Origin of the sequence: Ulvibacterium sp. (genome assembly GCF_028285715.1) — a bacterium.
Lineage (GTDB): Bacteria > Bacteroidota > Bacteroidia > Flavobacteriales > Flavobacteriaceae > Ulvibacterium.
In genome coordinates this window covers 1-20,385 of record NZ_JANQOO010000007.1, presented here as the reverse complement: position 1 = coordinate 20,385, position 20,385 = coordinate 1, and the positions used below count along the sequence as shown (strand labels likewise).

The window sequence follows — 20,385 nt, the reverse complement described above, 5'->3', positions numbered from 1 at the left end:
AATTTGTATTGTCAAAAGTCGAGGTTTTACCTAAAACTAACAAAATGCCAATGCCATAAATATTCGTTAACATAAGGCGTTGATAAGACAGAGAATGTAATAATTCGTATTTTTGTAGGTATGAAAACGATAATTTTCAAAGGGTTTTCCACGGTAATGGCTTTGCTGGTACTCGCTTCCACAACATCATGGACGGTCGGGAAGCATTATTGCATGGACCGTTTGGTAGATGTGTCGTTTTTTGCCCATGCCCAGGATTGTGGTATGGATATGAAGGCTTCTGCCAACGATACTTCGCAAATGGAAACCGAGGATTCTTGTTGTAGCGACCAACTTATCGTTGTGGAAGGGCAAGACCGTTTAACTTTTTCCTCTTACGATGGTGTTCTTGTACCGCAACCTTTTTTGACTGCTTTTACCTATGCCTATTTGGCCCTGTTCCAAGCTCAAAAGGAACGACCGGTACCCCATGAGCACTATCCTCCCCCCCTTTTATTTAAGGACATCCATGTTCTTGATCAGGTTTTCCTCATTTGATTTATTCGTCATTCCCAAGTAGGCAAAAATATGTCTGTTCCGTCCCCATTTTTTGTATGGAGGATGAGTTTCGAATCGTATTAAAAAGATTTCCCTTTTCCGGGAAATGACAATAAATCTAAAAATAAATGAAGCGTATATATCGTATTTCTGGAATGACCTGTAGCGGCTGCTCAGCTTCCGTTGCGGAAAAACTATCCCAAGTCAAGGGCGTTATACAAGTTGATGTGAATTTGGAAAAATCGGAGGCAGAGATTTCTTTGGCCAGTCCTATTTCTTTACATACATTAAAATCTGCCCTACCGGCCAAATATGGCATCTCAGAACTGGAGGCCCATACAGCTGTAATGGATACAATGGGAATTGAGGAAAAAACCAAACTGCAGCAGTTAAGACCATTGTTTCTCATCTTTTTATATCTTTTTGTAGCGGCCTTTTTGCTCAATTATAAGGAAGCTGATATCCCATCGGCCATGTTGGATTTTATGGGTCTCTTCTACATCGTATTCAGTTTTTTCAAGTTGTTGGATTTGAAGGGTTTTCCCGAGAGCTTTCGCATGTATGATCCACTGGCCAAGGCAATACCTCTTTATGGTTGGGTTTATCCCTTTATGGAGTTGGTACTTGGACTGATGTTTTTGATGCGGTATGCCTTGACCACTGCACTGATTGCAACCATCGTACTATTGGGTATTACGACCATAGGTGTGGTCAGAACGTTGCTGGACAAAAAAAGTATCCAATGTGCCTGTCTGGGTACTGCCCTTAAGCTACCGATGACCGAGGCTACGTTTATTGAAAATGCCATTATGTTGGTTATGGCGATGGTTATGTTGACCCAAATTCTTTAGAAGAGGAAAGATGAAAATATATGTGATACTTGCCATTTTGGCAATTCCCATGATTTCCCTTTCCCAGGATAGCGTAGAGGGTATGGTTATGGAAGGAAATTCGAAGGATGAACATGCTGGGCTACCGGGGGCCAATGTCTATTGGCTGAATTCCCAAATTGGAACGGTTACAGATGCAGAAGGTCATTTTAGTTTACCCTATTCTGGGGAATATAATATGTTGATTATTAGCTATTTAGGATTTATATCGGATACACTTACGATAAATTCGCCCCAGATACTCCATCATACCCTAAGACCGGCAAACGCATTGGATGAAGTGGTGATAGAAAAACAACGCGAGGCGGTTCAAAAGACCTATTTCAGTGCACAAAACGTAGTCACGGTAAATAGCGCCGAATTGCTAAAGGCGGCCTGTTGTAACCTTTCAGAAAGTTTTGAGACAAATCCGGCCATTGATGTTAATTTCAATGATGCCCTTACCGGTACCAAACAAATTCAAATGCTCGGATTAACAAGTCCCTATTTGTTAATTACCCAGGAGAACATTCCAATGATACGCGGGGCTTCGCAGACGTATGGTCTGACCTTTATTCCGGGAACATGGGTAGAGAGTATTCAGATTACCAAAGGGGCCGGAAGTGTGGTCAATGGCTATGAAAGCATTTCCGGGCAAATTAATACGGAAATGGTGAAACCGTTTACGGACAATGCTCTTTTTGTAAATGGTTATGCCAATAGGAATGGCCGTTTGGAACTCAACACGCATTTTAATCAAAAATTGACCAATAGGTTAAGTACGGGATTTTATGTACATGGGAATAGAAGAGATCAAAAGGAAGATCGGAACAATGACGGATTTTTGGATGCGCCTTTGATGAACCAAATCAATGTAATGAACCGTTGGCAATATCAGAATCCGGAAAAGGGTTGGGTAAGTTTTGTCAATTTTCGGTTTTTGAACGATGAAAAGCAAATAGGGGAGACCCGTTTCAGACCTGACGCCGATGGATTTACCATCGATAATCCTTCCCTGGGGGAGGTCGAGGGCCCTGCACCAAGCGCAGCGGAAGCATGGGGCGGCGAAATCGATACCCGAAGGTTTGATTCCTCCCTAAAACTGGGTTATGTGTTTCCAGAACTCCCCTTTCAAAGTTTCGGGTTTCAGGCCTCTTATAGTATCCATAAACAAAACTCGTATTTTGGGCTAAATCGGTATGATATTGACCATGAGAGCATCTATTCCAATCTTATTTTCAATTCCATCCTTGGGGATACGAGGAACAAGTTCAAGACAGGATTGACCTTCGCTTATGATTCCTATGATGAACTGGTTAATGTTCAGGTATATGAAAGGATAGATCAATCGTTAGGGGCATTTTTCGAATATAGCTATGACAATCTGGAAAAAGTGAGCCTAACGGCAGGCTTGCGAATTGACGATCATAATCGTTTGGGGACCTTTATTACGCCTAGATTTCATATTCGATATACACCTTGGGAAAAAGCAAGTCTAAGAGGGTCTTTTGGAAGAGGTAGACGGGCGGCCAACATTTTTGCGGAGAACCAACAGTTGTTCGCATCATCTCGTCAGATTCAGTTATTGGACTCTACAGGCCCAGTTTACGGACTAGATCCTGAGGACGCATGGAACTATGGGCTTAGCTTCATTCAGGGTTTTACTTTTTTGGACAGGCCTGGAAACATAACCTTGGATTTCTATAGAACGGATTTCCGCAATCAAGTGGTGGTGGATTGGGAAAATCCTGATGAAGTGTCTTTCTATAACTTGGATGGCAAGAGTTATGCCAACAGCGTACAATTGGAACTGAACCATGAAATTATGAATAATTTGGAACTTCGTACCGCGTATAAATATTATGAGGTGGAAGTCGATTATCGTTCGGGCAGGTTACAAAAACCCCTATTGGCAAGGCATCGTTTCTTCGCCAATTTGGGCTATCAGACCGAGATTAAGGAAAATGGGTCGCAATGGCGATTGGATTATACATTGCACACATTGGGTAAACAGCGCCTTCCGGATACCTCCGCTAATTCCGAGCCATTTCGGTTAGACGCGTTTTCGGAACCTTATAGTCTAATGAATGCTCAGGTGACCAGAGTCTTTTCAAGAAAGTTCGAAATTTATTTAGGGGGTGAGAATTTGACTAATTTTACACAGAGCGATCCCGTACTAGGCTCGGAAGATCCCTTTGGCCCATATTTTGATACCACCATTGTGTTTGCACCGATCATGGGAAGAATGTTCTACATAGGCTTTCGACTTAAACCATAATAATCTCGGTCGGAACATCGTTCGGGCCTTAAAAATTTGAAATATGAAAAAAGTAATGATTTTCACCTTTTTATTGCTGATATCGGTAACAGTTTTCGCCCAAGAAAAAAACAAAAAATTGACGATGGAAGTTGATGGTAGGTGCGAAATGTGTAAAATGCGGATAGAGAAGGCGGCACTTACGGTAAAAGGAGTAAAATATGCCCTATGGGATATCCCTTCCCATCAATTATCATTGATTGTTGATGAGCGCAAAACAGATCCCATGAAAATAAAGACGGCCATAGTCGGGGTGGGTCATGATACCCAAGAGCTCAAAGCCACAGAGGAAGCTTACAACAGTGTACATGCCTGCTGTAGATATCGTGAGGACGACACCAACGATAGCGAAAAGCATCAATGAAATTTGGGTGAAACAACTAAAACTCGCATTTAAAAGTTAAATTTTAAGGCTTGCCGACCAATTTAGGGTAGGTAAATGTAAGGATATACCATATTTTTCGCACTAAAATGAATACCACAAAAGGTTGATATTGGTGCGGAAGGCTTTTTTTATCACCATTTTTATATCGGTGCAACAACTTTTTTCCCAAACCTGTTGCTCTGGGGGAGTTCCTTTGTCCAATAATCTAGGGTTGCCCAATGAAGGTAAAGGGGCCTGGATCCTTGGATTGAACTACGACTACAACAATTTGAATACCTTAAATGCCGGTAAGGACAAATTGGATGATGATTCCCGATTGCGTATTACCAATTCGGTTTTGGCGAATTTGGGCTACGCCTTTACGGATAGGATTTCCGTAGAAGTACTGTTTACATGGGTGAACCAGACACGGACCATTACACAATTCGGGAACGAGAACTTTACTGAGACCAGGGGCATTGGTGATGCGGTTTTCCTAGCTAAATATGCTATTCCGGATATTCTTGGGGAACAGACCGTCTTGAATCTAGGACTGGGTACCAAGGCACCTCTTGGTAGATCTGATTTGACTACCGAGGAAGGATTTCAGTTGACTGCCGACCTGCAACCCGGGAGCGGGGCATGGGATATGATTGGATGGATGTCTATATCCAAAGGGCTCAGTTTTAGACCTTCGGCCACAGTTTCGGGAAGCTTTACCTATCGTTTAACGGGTAAGAACAATTCATATTTAAACGATACCTCTACCTACGAATTTGGTAACGTGATACAGGCCAATTTGGGATATACCGACCAATTTCTATTGTTCAACACGATATTCAATCCAGGCGTAGTGTTCAAATATCGAAATGCTTCCGTGGACAAGGTTGAAGGTTCCGATTTGCCTAATACGGGAGGGGAATGGGTTTTTATTAGGCCTGAACTTGGAGCTCAAATTACGCCTAGTATTATCTTGACTACAAGATTGGAATTGCCCATTTATAGCTATGTGGACGGCACACAGCTTACACCCACATTGCGGTTCACTGCTGGAATCTCATTTCTACTGAAAAAGAAAGAGCTAAACATTTTAAACTAATTTGCTATGAAAAACGTGTTTTTTTTACTAGTCTGTTGCACCTTTTTATTGTCATGCAGCTCATCGAGTACACAAGAAACGGAACAAAATCCGGATGTTCAGGGAAACCCGAATCCCTCCTCCAATGAATGGAGTATCCCGGTAGCCGAAGTTTTGGATGGCGGCCCTGGAAGAGATGGCATCCCTGCCCTGGAGAATCCCAATTTCGTGGCTGCGGAAGATGCTTCTACGGTTTTAAAGGACACCGATTTGATAATAGGATTTAAAAATGGGAACGATATCCGTGCGTACCCCCATATTATTCTGGATTGGCACGAAATCGTCAACGATAACATAGAAGACACTTCCCTTGCGGTCACCTACTGCCCGCTCACGGGCACCGGAATTGGTTGGAACCGGATTATCAATGGAAGGGAAACGACTTTTGGAGTATCGGGTCTGCTGTATCAGACTAACTTGGTTCCTTTTGATAGGGCCACATTGAGCAATTGGTCGCAGATTTTAAACGAATCGGTTAATGGCAGTCTTCTAGGGGAAAAGGCAGATTTGATCCCTATTGTGGAAACCGATTGGGGAACTTGGAAATCTATGTTCCCATCGACCAAAGTGTTAAGTATAAATACGGGATTCTCAAGAACTTATGGAATTTATCCCTATAGAGATTATAGAACCAATAATGAATTCTTTATTTTCCCAACGCCCAAGGACGACAGATTACCACTGAAGGAACGGGTACACGCCATTGTGGATAATGGGAATGCAAGGGCATATCGTTTTGCGGATGTCGAGGTTTCCGGGGCGATCAAGGACTCCTTTGGGGCAAAAGATTATTTGGTGGTCGGGAATTCAGAATTTATGGTCTCCTTTGAATTGAGCGGGTCACAAAATGCTTTACAATTTGAATTCATATTTGATGGAAGTTCAGAGGCGATTGTTCAGGATGCCACAGGTACCCAATGGAATGTTTTTGGCGAGGTTGTCTCAGGAGCGGGTAGTCCTTTAAAAGTTTCCTCCTCCTTTATGGGGTATTGGTTCTCTATTCCCGCCTTTTATGAGACGGCGTTATTTGGGGAATGATTTTGTTTTTAGAGGAAAGTCCACTAAAGTAAAAGCCTCCCTGGTATCCAAGGAGGCTTTTGCTCATATAAGAATCTGCACTTAGTATTACATCATTCCGGGCATACCGCCACCGCCTCCCATTGGAGGTGCTGCAGGTGCTTCTTCCTTGATGTCTGTCAAGGCACATTCGGTAGTCAAGATCATTCCGGCTACCGAAGCTGCATTTTCCAATGCAATTCGTGTTACCTTGGTTGGATCTATGATACCTGCTTTAAGCATGTCTACGTACTTTTCAGATTTGGCATCATACCCATAATCGGCCTTGCCTTCATTAACCTTGGCCACTACAACGGAGCCCTCACCTCCCGCATTTTCAACGATAGTCCGGATTGGGGATTCTATGGCTCTGGCAACGATTTGTACACCGGTTTCCTCATCGGAATTTTCAGTGGATGCTTTGGCAAGTGCTTTCTTTGCCCTAACCAAAGCCACACCACCTCCGGCGACTATGCCTTCCTCAACAGCGGCCCTTGTTGCGTGCAATGCATCGTCAACACGGTCTTTTTTCTCCTTCATTTCAACTTCCGAGGCAGCACCTACATATAATACGGCAACACCACCTGCCAATTTGGCCAAACGCTCCTGAAGCTTTTCCTTGTCGTAATCCGAAGTCGTTGTTTCAATTTGGGATTTGATTTGATTTACTCTCGTTTTAATGTTTTTTGCGGCCCCGGAACCATTTACGATAGTGGTATTGTCCTTGTCAATGGTCACCTTCTCACAGCTTCCCAACATATCTAGGGTAGTATTCTCCAAAGAGAAACCTCTTTCTTCGGAAATAACCGTACCATTGGTCAATATGGCGATATCCTCCAACATAGCCTTTCTTCTATCACCGAATCCAGGGGCTTTTACCGCGGCAATTTTCAAAGAACCTCTTAATTTGTTCACTACCAAAGTAGCCAGGGCTTCACCATCAACATCTTCTGCAATGATCAACAAGGGCTTCCCAGACTGTGCCACGGGCTCCAAAACGGGAAGAAGATCCTTCATGGCAGAAATTTTCTTATCGAAAAGTAGAATGTAAGGACTCTCCAAATCCGCTGTCATTTTTTCGGAATCGGTAACGAAATACGGAGAGAGGTATCCTCTGTCGAATTGCATACCCTCAACCACGTCAACATAGGTATCCGTTCCTTTGGCCTCCTCTACGGTGATTACTCCTTCCTTTCCTACTTTGCCAAAGGCTTGTGCGATTAAGTCACCTATGGTTTCGTCATTATTGGCAGAAATAGCGGCAACTTGTTTTATTTTTTCAGAGGAGTCACCAACACGTTTAGATTGTTTTGAAAGATTCTCTACGATAGTATCTACGGCTTTGTCTATTCCTCTTTTCAGATCCATTGGATTAGCGCCGGCCGCAACGTTTTTTAGACCTTCCTTAACGATTGCTTGTGCCAGAACAGTGGCGGTAGTGGTGCCGTCCCCTGCCAAATCATTGGTTTTGGAAGCTACTTCCTTTACCATCTGGGCACCCATGTTTTCAAGGGCATCCGCCAATTCTATCTCTTTTGCTACGGTTACCCCGTCTTTGGTAACTACGGGAGAACCAAAGGATTTACTTACGATTACGTTTCTTCCTTTAGGGCCTAATGTAACCTTTACCGCATTGGCCAAGGCATCTACACCTCTTTTAAGACCATCACGTGCTTCAATATCAAATTTTATGTCTTTTGCCATAATTAAAATTTTGTTGTATTAAAATTTAAAATCCCAAACTTCAATTTCCAAATTCCAAGCTTTGGGGATTTGTTTTTTTTGAAGTTTGACTTTAAATAATTGCTAAAATGTCACTTTCACGCATCATTAGATAATCGGTGCCTTCCAATTTTAGCTCCGTACCCGAATATTTTCCGTATAGGACCGTGTCACCTACCTTTACCGTAATCTTTTCGTCTTTTGTGCCGGGGCCTACGGCAACCACTTTGCCCTGTTGTGGTTTTTCTTTAGCAGTATCCGGAATATAGATGCCGGACGCAGTTTTGGTTTCGGCTGCCATAGGTTCAATAAGAACCCTATCTGCCAATGGTTTGATGTTAACTTTAGCCATATTTAATAGTTTTTAATTGATTTTAAAATTCTTCGTATTTCTTGACAGAAATTATGCCATTTCCTAAAAACTGACACTTTGTAAAATAAAAAATGCCAGCTTGTCATTTTTGCTGGCATTTGAGAATGTTTGGTCAATAAATTATAACGAATCTGTAGGATCCACTCCGTCGTTTGTTACCGGTGCCGGGATTTCTTCAGGTACGGTTTCAGGAACCGCTGTTTCGATATCATCTCCTTGAAGCAATTTTGAATCTGCATCACCAAAATTTCCTTTAAGAGCAATATTGGAAGCCAAAATAAGTACCACTAATAGAATAGCTAGGGTCCACGTACTTTTATCTAGAAAATCCCCGGTCTTTTTTACTCCTCCCACAATTTGGCTGCCCCCTCCACCAAAGGAAGAAGATAGCCCCCCACCTTTAGGATTTTGGACCATAATGACCAAGACCAGTAGAAAACAGACTATGATGATAAGAATCAAAAAAATGGTGAACGTATTCATCTTTTATCGTACTATGTTTTTTTCTGTAATTTTTGTACCTCCTTTATTCGGTCTGCAAAGAAACCACTTTTTTCCGGATATTTCAAACTCAATATTTTATAGGCCTGTACCGCCTTTTTATACTTTTTCTGTTCCAAATAGACCTTGGCCAAAGTTTCGGTCATCAATTCATTTTTGTCGATTTTTACCGATGACTTTATATCTACGCTAGACTCAGAGGTCTCCCTTGGTACAATTTTGGGATTGTCAGCGATAAACTTGTCAATTAACTCGAACTTTTTGGTTTTCAGAACCGCTTCCTCAATAGGGAAATGTATCTCTTTCGTTTTTGGTCCTTGTACAGATTTTTTACTTTTCCGAACCGTTTTTAGCGAGGCAAGTTTTAACCACTCCGTAAAGGAATATTTCTCCTTCTTTGTGAATGGCAGAGGATTTCCCAATTGTAGGTTGTCATTTGATTCATCCTTGTTCTCGGATACAGTTTTCGCTATTTTTTGGTTTTTGGATTCAAATAAGTGGGGGTCTAAAATCTGTTCTGCCTCACTACTGTTTTGAGGGAGGGGAGCGTCATCTGATTTTTCAATTAGAAAAATCTTTTCATTATCCGAGGGGACCACTTCTTCCGAAACGATTTCCGTATTTACCAAGGAGGTGGTTTTTCCTGAAATGGAATCTGCAATGCTGTTTTGAAGAAAGTCCCGAGAGGTTATGAAATCAAATAATATGTCTCGATCTGAGGTATAAGCGGCCGTAATTTTTAAGGCGTTATTGTATTTAAAACTATTGAGATTTTTTAACCCTTTTAAATGAAGTGCGCGTGCAGCTTGAAAGTAGGGGTATTCATCCAAAACGTCTTCCAGTTGTCTGGTCTGTACAGGGGATACCACTTTTTCCGGATACTGAATAAGATATGTAAATTCTGCTACATTCAAAGTTTTAGTTTCACGACTTAAATTTCCAAATTAAACCCTCCCAGTTTTGTACTTCCAACCTCGCACCTCACATTTCCCAGCCTTGTATTTGTGTACTACCAATCTGCTAGGGAGGCGTTAAAGATATCTTGAGTAATCCGTTCAAAAATAATTTCATGTGCCTCTGCCTGTATGGATGTCAACTGTACGTTCGCATCATAATCATAAAAAAATGAGAACCGCTGCTCAAAATCGGCATCTTCCTTTGTTTTATTGTAAAAGCGAACTTTTACCGCCATGGAAAGTCTATTTTGCGCGGCTCTTTGTTGAGCCGTAGCGGTCATAGGGGATATGCGGTATTCTACTATCTCACCTTCATATAGTAGGTCTCCATTAGAAGATGTAAGTTGAAGACTGGTCTGGTTCAAGATTCTATCCTGCAAGGCCAAGGTGAAATCCCTGTCCAGTCCAGGGGCAAAAACTGATCCGGGACTTTGGGTAGCGTAATTTTGGAAATAGGGGATTTCAAAAGTTTCGGCGGTGCCCACGTCCCCACCGGTAAAGTTATACACCCCACAACCACTTACCAAAACCGTAAGAACTACTACTAGAATACTGTTTTTGAATTTATGCACACTTCCTTTTTAAACCAAGAATAAAAAATATAGGACTAATAAAAAAAGTTTTTCACTTTCTTTTATGACCGCATCCCTTGAAAATTTCTTTTTTAAGTTCAGAGATCATATTGCTTTATCTTTCTATATAAGGTACGTTCAGAGATACCCAATTCCGCGGCTGCTGCTTTTCGCTTGCCTCTATTTCGCTCCAAGGATTTTTTGATCAGTTCTATTTCCTTTTCTTGTAAAGATAGGGTTTCTTCTTCCTCTATCTCCTCGGCAAAATGATACTTGTCCTCTTGGGGCTGACTGTGGATTTGAGGTTCTACTTGGGGTTCTGGGAGATGGAGGACCTCCATGGCCGTACTTTCCTCTTCTTGTATGTCTTCCCCGTTAGTTCCATATATTTTTCGGATAAGTGTTTCGTTCTCCTCCTGTACCTTGGCAGAATCCTTGTTCTTGAGTAACTCTAGGGTAAGTTTCTTCAGATCATTAAGATCTCCCTTCATGTCGAAAAGCACCTTATACAGTATTTCCCGTTCATTGCTAAAGTTCCCCTCATCTTTCTTTTGGTCTATGACAGCGGGAAGATTACTTCTGTTGGCATTGGGAAGGTAACCGTTCAATACGTAAGCTGATATGTTTCTTCCTTCCTCGAGTACGGAAATTTGTTCAGCGATATTCCGTAACTGCCGGACGTTTCCGGGCCAGCGGTATTTCATTAATAATTGAATAGCTTCGTCTTCCAAACGTATTGTGGGCATTTTGTATTTCTGCCCAAAATCTGATGCGAATTTTCTGAACAAGAGATGAATATCTCCTTGGCGTTCCCGTAGAGGGGGGATATTTATTTCTACGGTACTTAGCCTATAGTAAAGATCTTCCCTGAATTTTTCCTTTTTTATAGCATCAAGCATATTCATGTTGGTGGCCGCAACAATCCGTACGTCCGTTTTTTGTACCTGGGAAGAACCTACTTTTAAAAATTCACCATTTTCCAAAATTCGTAGTAGACGAACCTGGGTGGTAAGAGGAAGTTCACCTACTTCGTCAAGAAATATGGTACCACCATTCGCTACTTCAAAATAACCGCTCCTGGTTTGCGTAGCACCTGTAAAAGACCCTTTTTCATGACCAAAAAGTTCACTGTCTATGGTACCTTCCGGTATGGCTCCACAGTTCACCGCTATATACTTTGCATGTTTGCGATGAGATAAGGAATGTATAATTTTTGGAACGGCTTCCTTACCCACCCCGCTCTCGCCTGTTACTAGGACCGAAATATCGGTTGGGGCTACCTGAATGGCCTTTTCCAAGGCCCTATTCAGCTTGGGATCATTGCCAATAATCTCAAAACGTTGCTTTATTGCTTGTACTGATTCCATCTATTTTCTTTCGTTCCTCAAATCAAAACCCTGAGCATAGGCCATTATTCCATTGGAATACGGGATTCTAAAAAGTCAATTATTGTCTGAATACCCAACAGCCTCGCCGATCAAGGTAGCCGAAGTACACTCGTTTATCTTTACGTTTACGAAATCCCCGACACGGTAGCCTTCCTTGGGAAAGACCACCACGGTATTTTGGGAATTACGTCCCATCCAGTGGGCATCGGATTTTTTGGAAGGGCCTTCGATCAACACCTCCTCGATTTTGCCCAAATGTTGCCGGGTACGATAAAGCCCGTGTCTTTGTTGCAAATCTATAATCTCACGTAACCTTCTTTTCTTTGTTTCCACAGGAATATCATCCTTTAATTTTCGTGCGGCCAAAGTCCCTGGTCTTTCCGAATAGGCGAACATAAATCCAAAATCATACTTTACATACTCCATGAGGGATAGCGTATCTTTATGATCTTCCTCGGTTTCCGAGGGAAATCCGGCAATCATATCCTGGCTTATGGCACAATCCGGTAGTATTCTCCGGATGCTGTCAATCAGTTCAAAATACTCCTCTCGGGTATGCAAACGGTTCATAGCCTTTAGGATACGATTGCTTCCACTTTGTACCGGTAGATGAATGTAGTCGCAAATATTATCGTATTGGGCCATGGTCTTTATGACATTAAGAGTCATATCCTGCGGATTGGAGGTAGAAAATCGAATACGCATCCGGGGTTGGGCCAAAGCCACCATTTCCAATAATTGTGCAAAATCTACCGCAGTGGCCTTTTGCATCTCCGAAGCGTTAGCAAATTCCTTCTTAAGTCCGCCACCATACCATAGGTAGCTATCCACATTTTGTCCCAGAAGTGTCACTTCCTTAAAACCCCTTTGCCAAAGATTGTTTACCTCGGCTACGATGGATAGGGGATCTCGGCTACGTTCGCGACCTCGCGTGAAAGGCACTACACAAAACGTGCACATATTGTCACATCCGCGGGTTATGGACACAAATGCGGTGACCCCATTGGAATTTAATCGAACTGGGGCTACGTCGCCGTAAGTCTCATCCTTGGACAGGATAACGTTTACGGCATTTCGACCCTCATCGATTTCCTGTATAAGATTGGGGAGGTCTTTGTAAGCATCCGGCCCAACTACCATATCCACTATCTTTTCCTCTTCAAGAAGCTTGGCCTTTAATCGCTCCGCCATACAGCCCAATACACCTACCTTCATATGCGGTTTGGTTTTTTTGACCGCATTGAATTTTTCCAAACGTTTTCTTACGGTTGTCTCGGCCTTTTCGCGTATGGAACAGGTATTTACCAAAACCAAATCGGCATCTTCTAAAACATTGGTTGTATCAAACCCTTGTTCGGACAGGATGGAAGCCACGATTTCACTATCCGAAAAATTCATCTGACAGCCGTAACTTTCTATGTACAGTTTGCGTGTGTTGCCCTTAGTCCTTTCCAAGGTAAGTGTACTGCCCTGAACCGATTCATCTATTACTTTCTCCATGGAATGCCTGCTATCTTTGATAGAATTTAAGAAGGCAAAGATAATACTAAATTCAAAGTTGTGACATAATGACAGTTTGTTTTGCAGTATTTTATACATTATTGGGTTACTTCCCCGTCTAACTTACCATTTCCAACAATAGTGTGGTCCCTATCAATGGGATAAACCGCTTCGGTTTTACCCAAAACATTTTGGTGCAAAATGGCAACACCCTTCGGGTGTATGGATTAAAGGGTCTTGAAAATGGTTTTTTTGGACTGTCATCCCAAAACAACGCAACGGTTTTCCATGACCTGCATCTATTCGTAAACAACCCAATAAATAATTTGATATGAAAAAGAAAATGCTAGTACTGCTAGTGGTGGCTTCGTTGGGATTTATTTCATGCAATGACAACGAGGACGATGACAGGTACGCCGACTATCTTGTGGCGCGCCCACTGAAAATGACCAAGGCCGAATTTAAAAATGGTGTGGATGTCATAGCACCCTTGCCCACCGAGGAATCGGGAAAGATTTATGCCTACCAGGATTACGTCTTTGTCAATGACAAATACAGGGGCATTCATGTAATAGACAACAGCAATCCAAATGCGCCGAAAAAGATTTCTTTCATCAAGATTGCCGGCAATGTGGATATTTCGGTTAAGGATGATTATCTCTATGCGGACAGTCTCATGGACCTAATTGTTTTGGATATCTCGGACATTACCAATATTACTATTGTGAATCGATTGGAAAACGTTCTTCGGGATAATGTGATATGGCCTCTTGGAGTCGATTTTTTTGAACAGACCGACTTTGATTACGAAAACGAGATTATTATTGGATGGGAAGTATTTACAGAGCGTCGCTTGATTGCAGAATACGAAGAACGATTTCTGAACGGGGGAGACATTTTGTTTGCGGAGGCTGCTAATGATGCGGGTACCGGACAAGGGGGGTCTTTGGCAAGATTTAAGATTGTGGGGGATTTCCTTTACGCCGTTGACAGTCATAACATCAACGTTTTTAATATAGAAGACTTGGAAAACCCTCAGGATTTGGAAGATGTTTACGCGGGGTTTGATATTGAAACTATTTTCAACCGCGGGGAACATTTGTTTCTAGGAAGTATGCGTGGCATGTACATTTATGACATTTCCTCCCCAGCCACTCCTACGTTTGTATCGGAGTTTGAACATGGTACTGCTTGTGACCCTGTTGTTGTGGATGGTGATTACGCCTATGTTACCCTACGTGGCGGTAATGGTTGTGGTGCCATCGAAAGTGGATTGTTCATTGTGGATATTTCCAATATCTCCAAGCCGGAGCTGAAGATATCCTACCCCATGGATGGGCCGTACGGACTTGGTGTAAAGGATGAAAAGCTATTTATATGTGACGGTGAATCCGGGCTCAAGGTTTATGATAAGACCAATGTGGAAGATTTGGTATCCCTAAACCACTTTAAGGACATTTTTACGTTCGATGTTATTCCTTTGGACAACTCGTTGTTGATGGTAGGAGATGAAGTGTTGTATCAGTACGAATACTTGGAGGACGATATCAAATTGATGAGTACTTTGGAGCTGGACTAATGTATCATTTAAGTATAAAAAAGCCCCGGAATTCCGGGGCTTTTTTATGTGTGCATATTTCTGGAATGGTCCCGAATTAAAAAAATCGGTTACTTTTGTTGCTTCAAAAAGTATTGCATGGCAAAGAATTTAGTGATCGTAGAGTCGCCCGCAAAGGCTAAGACGATAGAAAAATTTTTGGGGAAGGATTATAAGGTTGAGTCTAGTTTTGGGCATATTGCCGATTTGCCTTCCAAAGAACTAGGTGTAGATGTAGATAATAATTTTGAACCCAAATATATTGTTGACAAGGAAAAGAAGGCCTTGGTCAAGAAATTAAAAGACCTTGCCAAAAAAGCGGATACCATATGGCTGGCCAGTGATGAAGATCGTGAGGGGGAAGCTATTTCCTGGCATTTGACCGAAACATTGAATCTGGATAAGAAAAAGACCAAACGTATTGTTTTTAATTCCATCACCAAATCTGCTATTCAGAAAGCTATTGACAACCCTAGGGATATCAATTACAACCTGGTAAACGCCCAACAGGCAAGACGGGTATTGGATCGTTTGGTAGGTTACCAACTCTCTCCCGTGTTGTGGAAAAAAATAAAACCGGGACTCTCGGCAGGCAGGGTCCAATCCGTTGCGGTGAGGTTGATCGTTGAAAGGGAGCGGGATATTGAGGTATTCAAGCCAGAAGCATCGTTTAGGGTTTTGGCAGAATTCAAGACCACGGATGCAGGCGTGTTTACGGCTAAATTAAATACGACTTTCGCTTCCAGGGACGAAGCAGAAGCGTTTTTAAAAAAGAACATTGGAGCTATTTTTTCCGTGAGTAGCCTGGATAGGAAACCGGCTAAAAAGTCCCCATCGGCGCCGTTTACCACGTCAACTTTGCAACAAGAGGCGTCCCGCAAACTTTATTTTTCGGTCGGGCGTACCATGCAGGTGGCTCAAAGATTGTACGAAGCCGGACTTATCACTTACATGAGAACCGATAGCGTTAACCTTTCCGTGGAAGCCATTGCAATGGCCAAAGAGGCCATTATTGAAAACTATGGGGAGGCGTATAGTAACGTAAGGAATTTCAAGGGAAAGTCAAAAGGTGCTCAAGAAGCACATGAGGCCATTCGACCCACAAACATTGCGCATCAATCACCATCTTTGGAGCGGGACCAATCCAAATTGTACGATCTTATCTGGAAGCGGACCATAGCCTCTCAAATGAGTGATGCCCAATTGGAGCGTACCAATGTTAGAATTAAGTCGAGCACGCATGATGATGAATTTACAGCCAATGGGGAGGTCATTAAATTTGATGGCTTTCTAAAGGTATACATGGAAGGAATTGATGATGAAGATCGCGTTGAAGAGCAAGAAGGCATGTTGCCCGCAATAAAGGAAGGAGATGTCCTGGAGAATACCTACATTACGGCAACTGAGCGTTTTACTAGGCCGCCATATCGATTTACAGAGGCATCCTTGGTAAAGAAATTGGAGGAACTTGGAATTGGAAGACCCTCCACCTATGCACCTACCATTTCAACCATTCAGAATAGGGGTTATGTGGAAAAAGGAACTGTAGAAGGTACGGAAAGAAATTATGTTCAATTGGTTTTGGATTCCGCAAAGATACAGCAGAAGAAACTTACCGAAACCGTGGGCTCCGATAAGGGTAAGTTGGTTCCTACTGACATTGGGATGATTGTCAACGACTTTCTGGTAAGCCATTTCGCCAATATCCTTGACTATAATTTTACGGCCAAGGTTGAAGAGAATTTTGATGAGATAGCTGAAGGAGAAGAGGATTGGCAAAAGATAATGAAGGACTTTTACAAGGATTTTCGTCCCAATGTGGAACATGTGGAGGAAAATGCAGACCGTGCCAGTGGTGAACGGGTATTGGGAACGGACCCCGATACCGGCAGACAGGTGGCCGTACGTTTGGGTAGATTTGGACCGATGGTTCAGATAGGAACGGTAGAAGAGGAAGAAAAACCTTTGTTTGCCAGTCTTTTGCCAGACCAATCCCTAAATACTATCACCTATGACGAAGCTATGGAACTGTTTCAGCTCCCTAGAAAGTTAGGGGTTTATAAAGGAGAAGATATTGAAGCCAATGTAGGACGTTACGGGCCATATGTACGTTTTGGAAAAAAGTTCGTTTCCTTGGATAAGGGTGAGAGTGCCTTTGAGGTTGATTTGGAAAGGGCCATTGAGCTTATTCAGGAGAAAGAAAAAGCGGATGCACCCATAGCCACGTATGAAGGTAAGGAGGTCACTAAAGGCAAGGGACGGTTCGGCCCTTTTATAAAATGGAATGGAATCTTCATCAATGTTAATAAGAAATACGATTTCGACAACCTCTCACAAGCGGATATTGAAGAACTGATCGAGACAAAAAAACAAAAGGAAATTGACAAACTGGTGCAGGAATGGCCAGAAGAGGGTATCCGAATTGAAAAGGCCAGATGGGGCAGACATAACATTATAAAAGGTCGTACCAAGGTAGAATTGGCCAAAACGGTAGATGCTTCCAAAGTTAAATTGGAAGAAGCCAAAGCACTTTTGGAGAAAAAAGCCCCGAAGAAAAAATCCAGGGCGAAGAAGAAATAAAGGTTTCTTAGCCCTTATATCTCAATTCCTACCCACGCATATTCCAAAGGTCTAAGATTCCTCCTCTTGGAATTGCCAATTGAACTTTTTAGCTTTGGGAACCGAACTTATAGCTCAATAACCAATACCCACCCTAATGGCGTTCGATTTTTTAGTACCTGTAGCGGAGAAAGTTCTCGCCCACTGCGAATTGCTGCCCCCCCAGGCCCTTGGAAAAAATATTCACAAGCATACAGAGAAAAAAGGTCTACCAGTTTTGGCCAATGTTTCCATGGCCATAGTTGGGGTCTTGGAATCCAGGAACGCTTTTGAAAAAAAGACTGAAAAACTGGATGTATCCAGCATACGAATTCAATTATACAAGTTATTGTACGGTAATTGGAACGCTACCATTGTGGATATGGGAGATATAGAGGAAGGGCAGACCGTGGATGATACTTATTTTGTGGTAAAGGAAATTGCCGCCGGTCTATTGGAGGAGAACATAGTTCCCATTATTATAGGCGCTACACAGGATGTTACTTATCCTACTTACCGTTCCTTTGATGGAATAAAGGATTTGATAAACCTTGTAGCAGTGGACAGCCGTTTCGATTTCGGAATAGAGGATGAATTGATATCTTCCAATTCTTATATGAGCAAGATTATTACGGACAAGCCCAATAACCTATTTAACTTCTCCAATATCGGATATCAGAGCTACTTTAATGCCCAAGAGGAGATAGACCTTATGGATCGTCTCTTTTTTGATGCCTATAGATTGGGGGAGCTGACCCAGAACATGACGTTGGTGGAGCCCGTATTGCGAAATGCTCATGTGGTAAGTATTGATGCCCGTTCCATAAAGGCAGGTGAAATGGGAGTGTTTTCCCATGACTTTTCCCCGAACGGGTTTGATGGTCGGGAAATTTGCACAATAGCCAGATATGCGGGTATCAGTGACAAAGTCTGTTTATTCGGTATTTATGAAATGGAGAATACGGCACAATCTAGCCAACTTGTGGCTCAGATAATATGGTACTTCATTGAGGGGTATAACTATAGGATTTACGAATCGCCGTATATTAAAAATGATGACTTCACGAAGTATACTGTTCCCACTGAAACGGAGGAGCTGGTTTTCTATAGAAGTCACCTCACGGAGCGGTGGTGGGTAGAGGTTCCTTCGATTTTAACTTCACATACTAAAAAGGAATCGTCGGCGTTATTACCATGCGCCGAAAAGGACTATTTGGACGCTTGCGACCAGAACATTCCAGAAAGGTGGTTCAAGGCCTATAAGAAGGGCCTTAATTGATTAAAAGTTTTTTTAGTGTATAATTGCTTTTGATACAATAATTTACTCAAAACGTAGTTTTAGAGAGTAGAATTAATATTTGTGTTTGCAGTTTATAACCGAAATCGAAATTTAACCTAAAGTATGAAGAAGCTATTGTTATCATCCATAGCGTTTGTTTTTTTACTCACAAGTTGTGGGTCAAAAACCAAGGGAGAGCTAGTTGGGGCCAAAGGTAAAAAGTGGTATCCCGAGAAACCCTATGGAATGGAATTGATTCCTAGGGGATCTTTCATTATGGGTAAGACCGAGGAAGATATGGCAAAGGTTCTCAATGCCCCTACCAAAACGGTTACCGTTCGTTCCTTTTATATGGATGACACGGAAATCACGAACAGTGAATATCGTCAATTTGTGGAATGGGTAAAGGATTCCATTACAAGAACACGATTGGCCATCCTTGCGGACGAATTGGGCCTAGGTCCTGAAGATGGGGGAATTGGAGAATATGCGTTTAAGGATGCCGATACGTCAAAAGTATCCGCTTATGATAAATATATGTTGGATAACTACTCTGGAATGGGCGAGACCGGCTATGAAGGAAGGGCGTTGAACAAGGACGAAGATCTTATTTGGGACACTTCGGAATATCCAGATGAATATTATACCGAAGTTATGGATTCCTTGTATATTCCCGAGGAAGAATCCTATAATGGACAAAGAAGTGTAGACGTTACCAAATTAAAGTATAAATATAGCTGGATGGATATTGAGGCAGCTGCCCGTGCCGCCAAAAAAGGTAAGGGTAGTAGAAGGGACTTTATCCGTCAAGAAGAGTTGGAAATCTATCCGGATACCACCGTATGGATCAGGGATTTTGAATATTCCTACAACGAACCCATGCATAATGATTACTTTTGGCACGATGCGTATAGTGATTATCCGGTAGTCGGTGTATCCTGGAAACAGGCAAAGGCTTTTTGTAACTGGAGAACCAAATTTAAGAATGACGATCAGAAAAGCAGAGGGAGACAGTTTGTCAACCAATTCAGGTTGCCTACGGAAGCGGAATGGGAATATGCGGCCAGAGGTGGTATCGAAGGTGGAACCTATCCTTGGGGAGGCCCATATGTAATCAGCGATACAGGTTGTTTTATGGCCAACTTTAAGCCACAACGAGGTGATTACGCAGCTGATGCGGCCCTATATACTGTAGAGGCTAAATCATACGAGCCTAATGATTTTAATTTGTACAACATGGCCGGAAACGTGTCTGAATGGACCAATTCCAGCTATGACCCGGCAGCATATGATTACGTTTCTACCATGAACCCCAACGGTGGAGACGGTGGAAATGCAAGGAAAGTTATCCGAGGTGGATCTTGGAAAGATGTTGCATATTTCCTTCAAGTTAGTACAAGGGACTATGAATACAAGGATTCTGCAAGGAGTTATATAGGTTTCAGAACGGTCCAGGATTACATGGGTGAGGAGGACTCGACACAGTAATATATTAAATCTTAAATACAAATCCCGATAACTATCGGAAAACCATCAAATTTTAACCAAATACTTATTTTAACAGTAAACTTAAATTAAATTTTAAATTATGGCACAGTCAAAATCAACAAAGAAATTG

General features: G+C 42.2%; 17 protein-coding genes. 10 read left to right on the top strand and 7 right to left on the bottom strand.

Going from position 1 to position 20,385, the window contains the following annotated elements:
• Positions 1–120 precede the first annotated feature (120 nt).
• The 6 genes from Q0993_RS02395 (at position 121) to Q0993_RS02370 (ending at position 6,263) form a co-directional block, all read left to right on the top strand.
• A complete protein-coding gene (locus tag Q0993_RS02395; RefSeq protein WP_299529464.1) occupies positions 121–537 on the top strand; it encodes a hypothetical protein in 417 nt (138 codons plus the stop codon).
• A 128-nt stretch (positions 538–665) separates the two neighbouring features.
• Positions 666–1,388, top strand: a complete 723-nt coding sequence (locus Q0993_RS02390; RefSeq protein ID WP_299529462.1) for a MauE/DoxX family redox-associated membrane protein — start codon at positions 666–668, stop codon at positions 1,386–1,388.
• Between the two features lie 10 nt (positions 1,389–1,398).
• Positions 1,399–3,684 (top strand): TonB-dependent receptor, encoded by a 2,286-nt coding sequence (locus tag Q0993_RS02385; RefSeq protein WP_299529460.1) that lies wholly within the window; start codon positions 1,399–1,401, stop codon positions 3,682–3,684.
• A gap of 43 nt (positions 3,685–3,727) precedes the next feature.
• Positions 3,728–4,087, top strand: a complete 360-nt coding sequence (locus Q0993_RS02380) for a metal transporter (RefSeq protein WP_299529458.1) — start codon at positions 3,728–3,730, stop codon at positions 4,085–4,087.
• 133 nt (positions 4,088–4,220) lie between these two features.
• Positions 4,221–5,186, top strand: coding sequence for a hypothetical protein (locus Q0993_RS02375; protein ID WP_299529456.1), 966 nt, complete (start codon positions 4,221–4,223; stop codon positions 5,184–5,186).
• Between the two features lie 6 nt (positions 5,187–5,192).
• Positions 5,193–6,263 (top strand): DUF3179 domain-containing protein, encoded by a 1,071-nt coding sequence (locus Q0993_RS02370; protein WP_299529454.1) that lies wholly within the window; start codon positions 5,193–5,195, stop codon positions 6,261–6,263.
• 87 nt (positions 6,264–6,350) lie between these two features.
• Here Q0993_RS02370 and groL read toward each other — a convergent pair whose 3' ends face one another.
• The 7 genes from groL to miaB form a co-directional block, all read right to left on the bottom strand.
• Complete coding sequence (groL, locus tag Q0993_RS02365; RefSeq protein ID WP_299529452.1) at positions 6,351–7,985, bottom strand: chaperonin GroEL; 1,635 nt, start codon at positions 7,983–7,985, stop codon at positions 6,351–6,353.
• 91 nt (positions 7,986–8,076) lie between these two features.
• Positions 8,077–8,355: a co-chaperone GroES gene (gene groES / locus Q0993_RS02360; RefSeq protein WP_299529450.1), complete on the bottom strand. Its 279-nt coding sequence runs from the start codon at positions 8,353–8,355 to the stop codon at positions 8,077–8,079.
• Positions 8,356–8,496: 141 nt separating this feature from the next.
• Complete coding sequence (gene secG, locus Q0993_RS02355; protein WP_299529449.1) at positions 8,497–8,859, bottom strand: preprotein translocase subunit SecG; 363 nt, start codon at positions 8,857–8,859, stop codon at positions 8,497–8,499.
• Between the two features lie 11 nt (positions 8,860–8,870).
• Positions 8,871–9,791 carry a hypothetical protein gene (locus tag Q0993_RS02350; RefSeq protein WP_299529447.1) on the bottom strand — a complete coding sequence of 307 codons (921 nt, stop codon included), beginning with the start codon at positions 9,789–9,791 and terminating at the stop codon, positions 8,871–8,873.
• 95 nt (positions 9,792–9,886) lie between these two features.
• Entirely contained in the window at positions 9,887–10,405 is a 519-nt protein-coding gene (locus tag Q0993_RS02345; RefSeq protein WP_299529445.1) for an LptE family protein, read from the bottom strand.
• Between the two features lie 98 nt (positions 10,406–10,503).
• A complete protein-coding gene (locus Q0993_RS02340; protein ID WP_299529443.1) occupies positions 10,504–11,772 on the bottom strand; it encodes a sigma-54-dependent Fis family transcriptional regulator in 1,269 nt (422 codons plus the stop codon).
• A gap of 75 nt (positions 11,773–11,847) precedes the next feature.
• Positions 11,848–13,293: a tRNA (N6-isopentenyl adenosine(37)-C2)-methylthiotransferase MiaB gene (miaB, locus tag Q0993_RS02335; protein ID WP_299529441.1), complete on the bottom strand. Its 1,446-nt coding sequence runs from the start codon at positions 13,291–13,293 to the stop codon at positions 11,848–11,850.
• A gap of 331 nt (positions 13,294–13,624) precedes the next feature.
• On the opposite strand from miaB, the gene Q0993_RS02330 reads away from it, so the two are divergent.
• From Q0993_RS02330 to gldK, 4 genes are all read left to right on the top strand, one after another.
• Positions 13,625–14,872 carry a hypothetical protein gene (locus Q0993_RS02330; protein WP_299529438.1) on the top strand — a complete coding sequence of 416 codons (1,248 nt, stop codon included), beginning with the start codon at positions 13,625–13,627 and terminating at the stop codon, positions 14,870–14,872.
• A gap of 117 nt (positions 14,873–14,989) precedes the next feature.
• Entirely contained in the window at positions 14,990–17,470 is a 2,481-nt protein-coding gene (gene topA, locus Q0993_RS02325; protein WP_299529436.1) for a type I DNA topoisomerase, read from the top strand.
• 136 nt (positions 17,471–17,606) lie between these two features.
• Positions 17,607–18,767: a formimidoylglutamase gene (locus tag Q0993_RS02320; protein ID WP_299529434.1), complete on the top strand. Its 1,161-nt coding sequence runs from the start codon at positions 17,607–17,609 to the stop codon at positions 18,765–18,767.
• Positions 18,768–18,890: 123 nt separating this feature from the next.
• On the top strand, positions 18,891–20,255 hold the full coding sequence (gene gldK, locus Q0993_RS02315) for a gliding motility lipoprotein GldK (protein WP_299529432.1): 1,365 nt from the start codon (positions 18,891–18,893) through the stop codon (positions 20,253–20,255).
• Positions 20,256–20,385 lie beyond the last annotated feature (130 nt).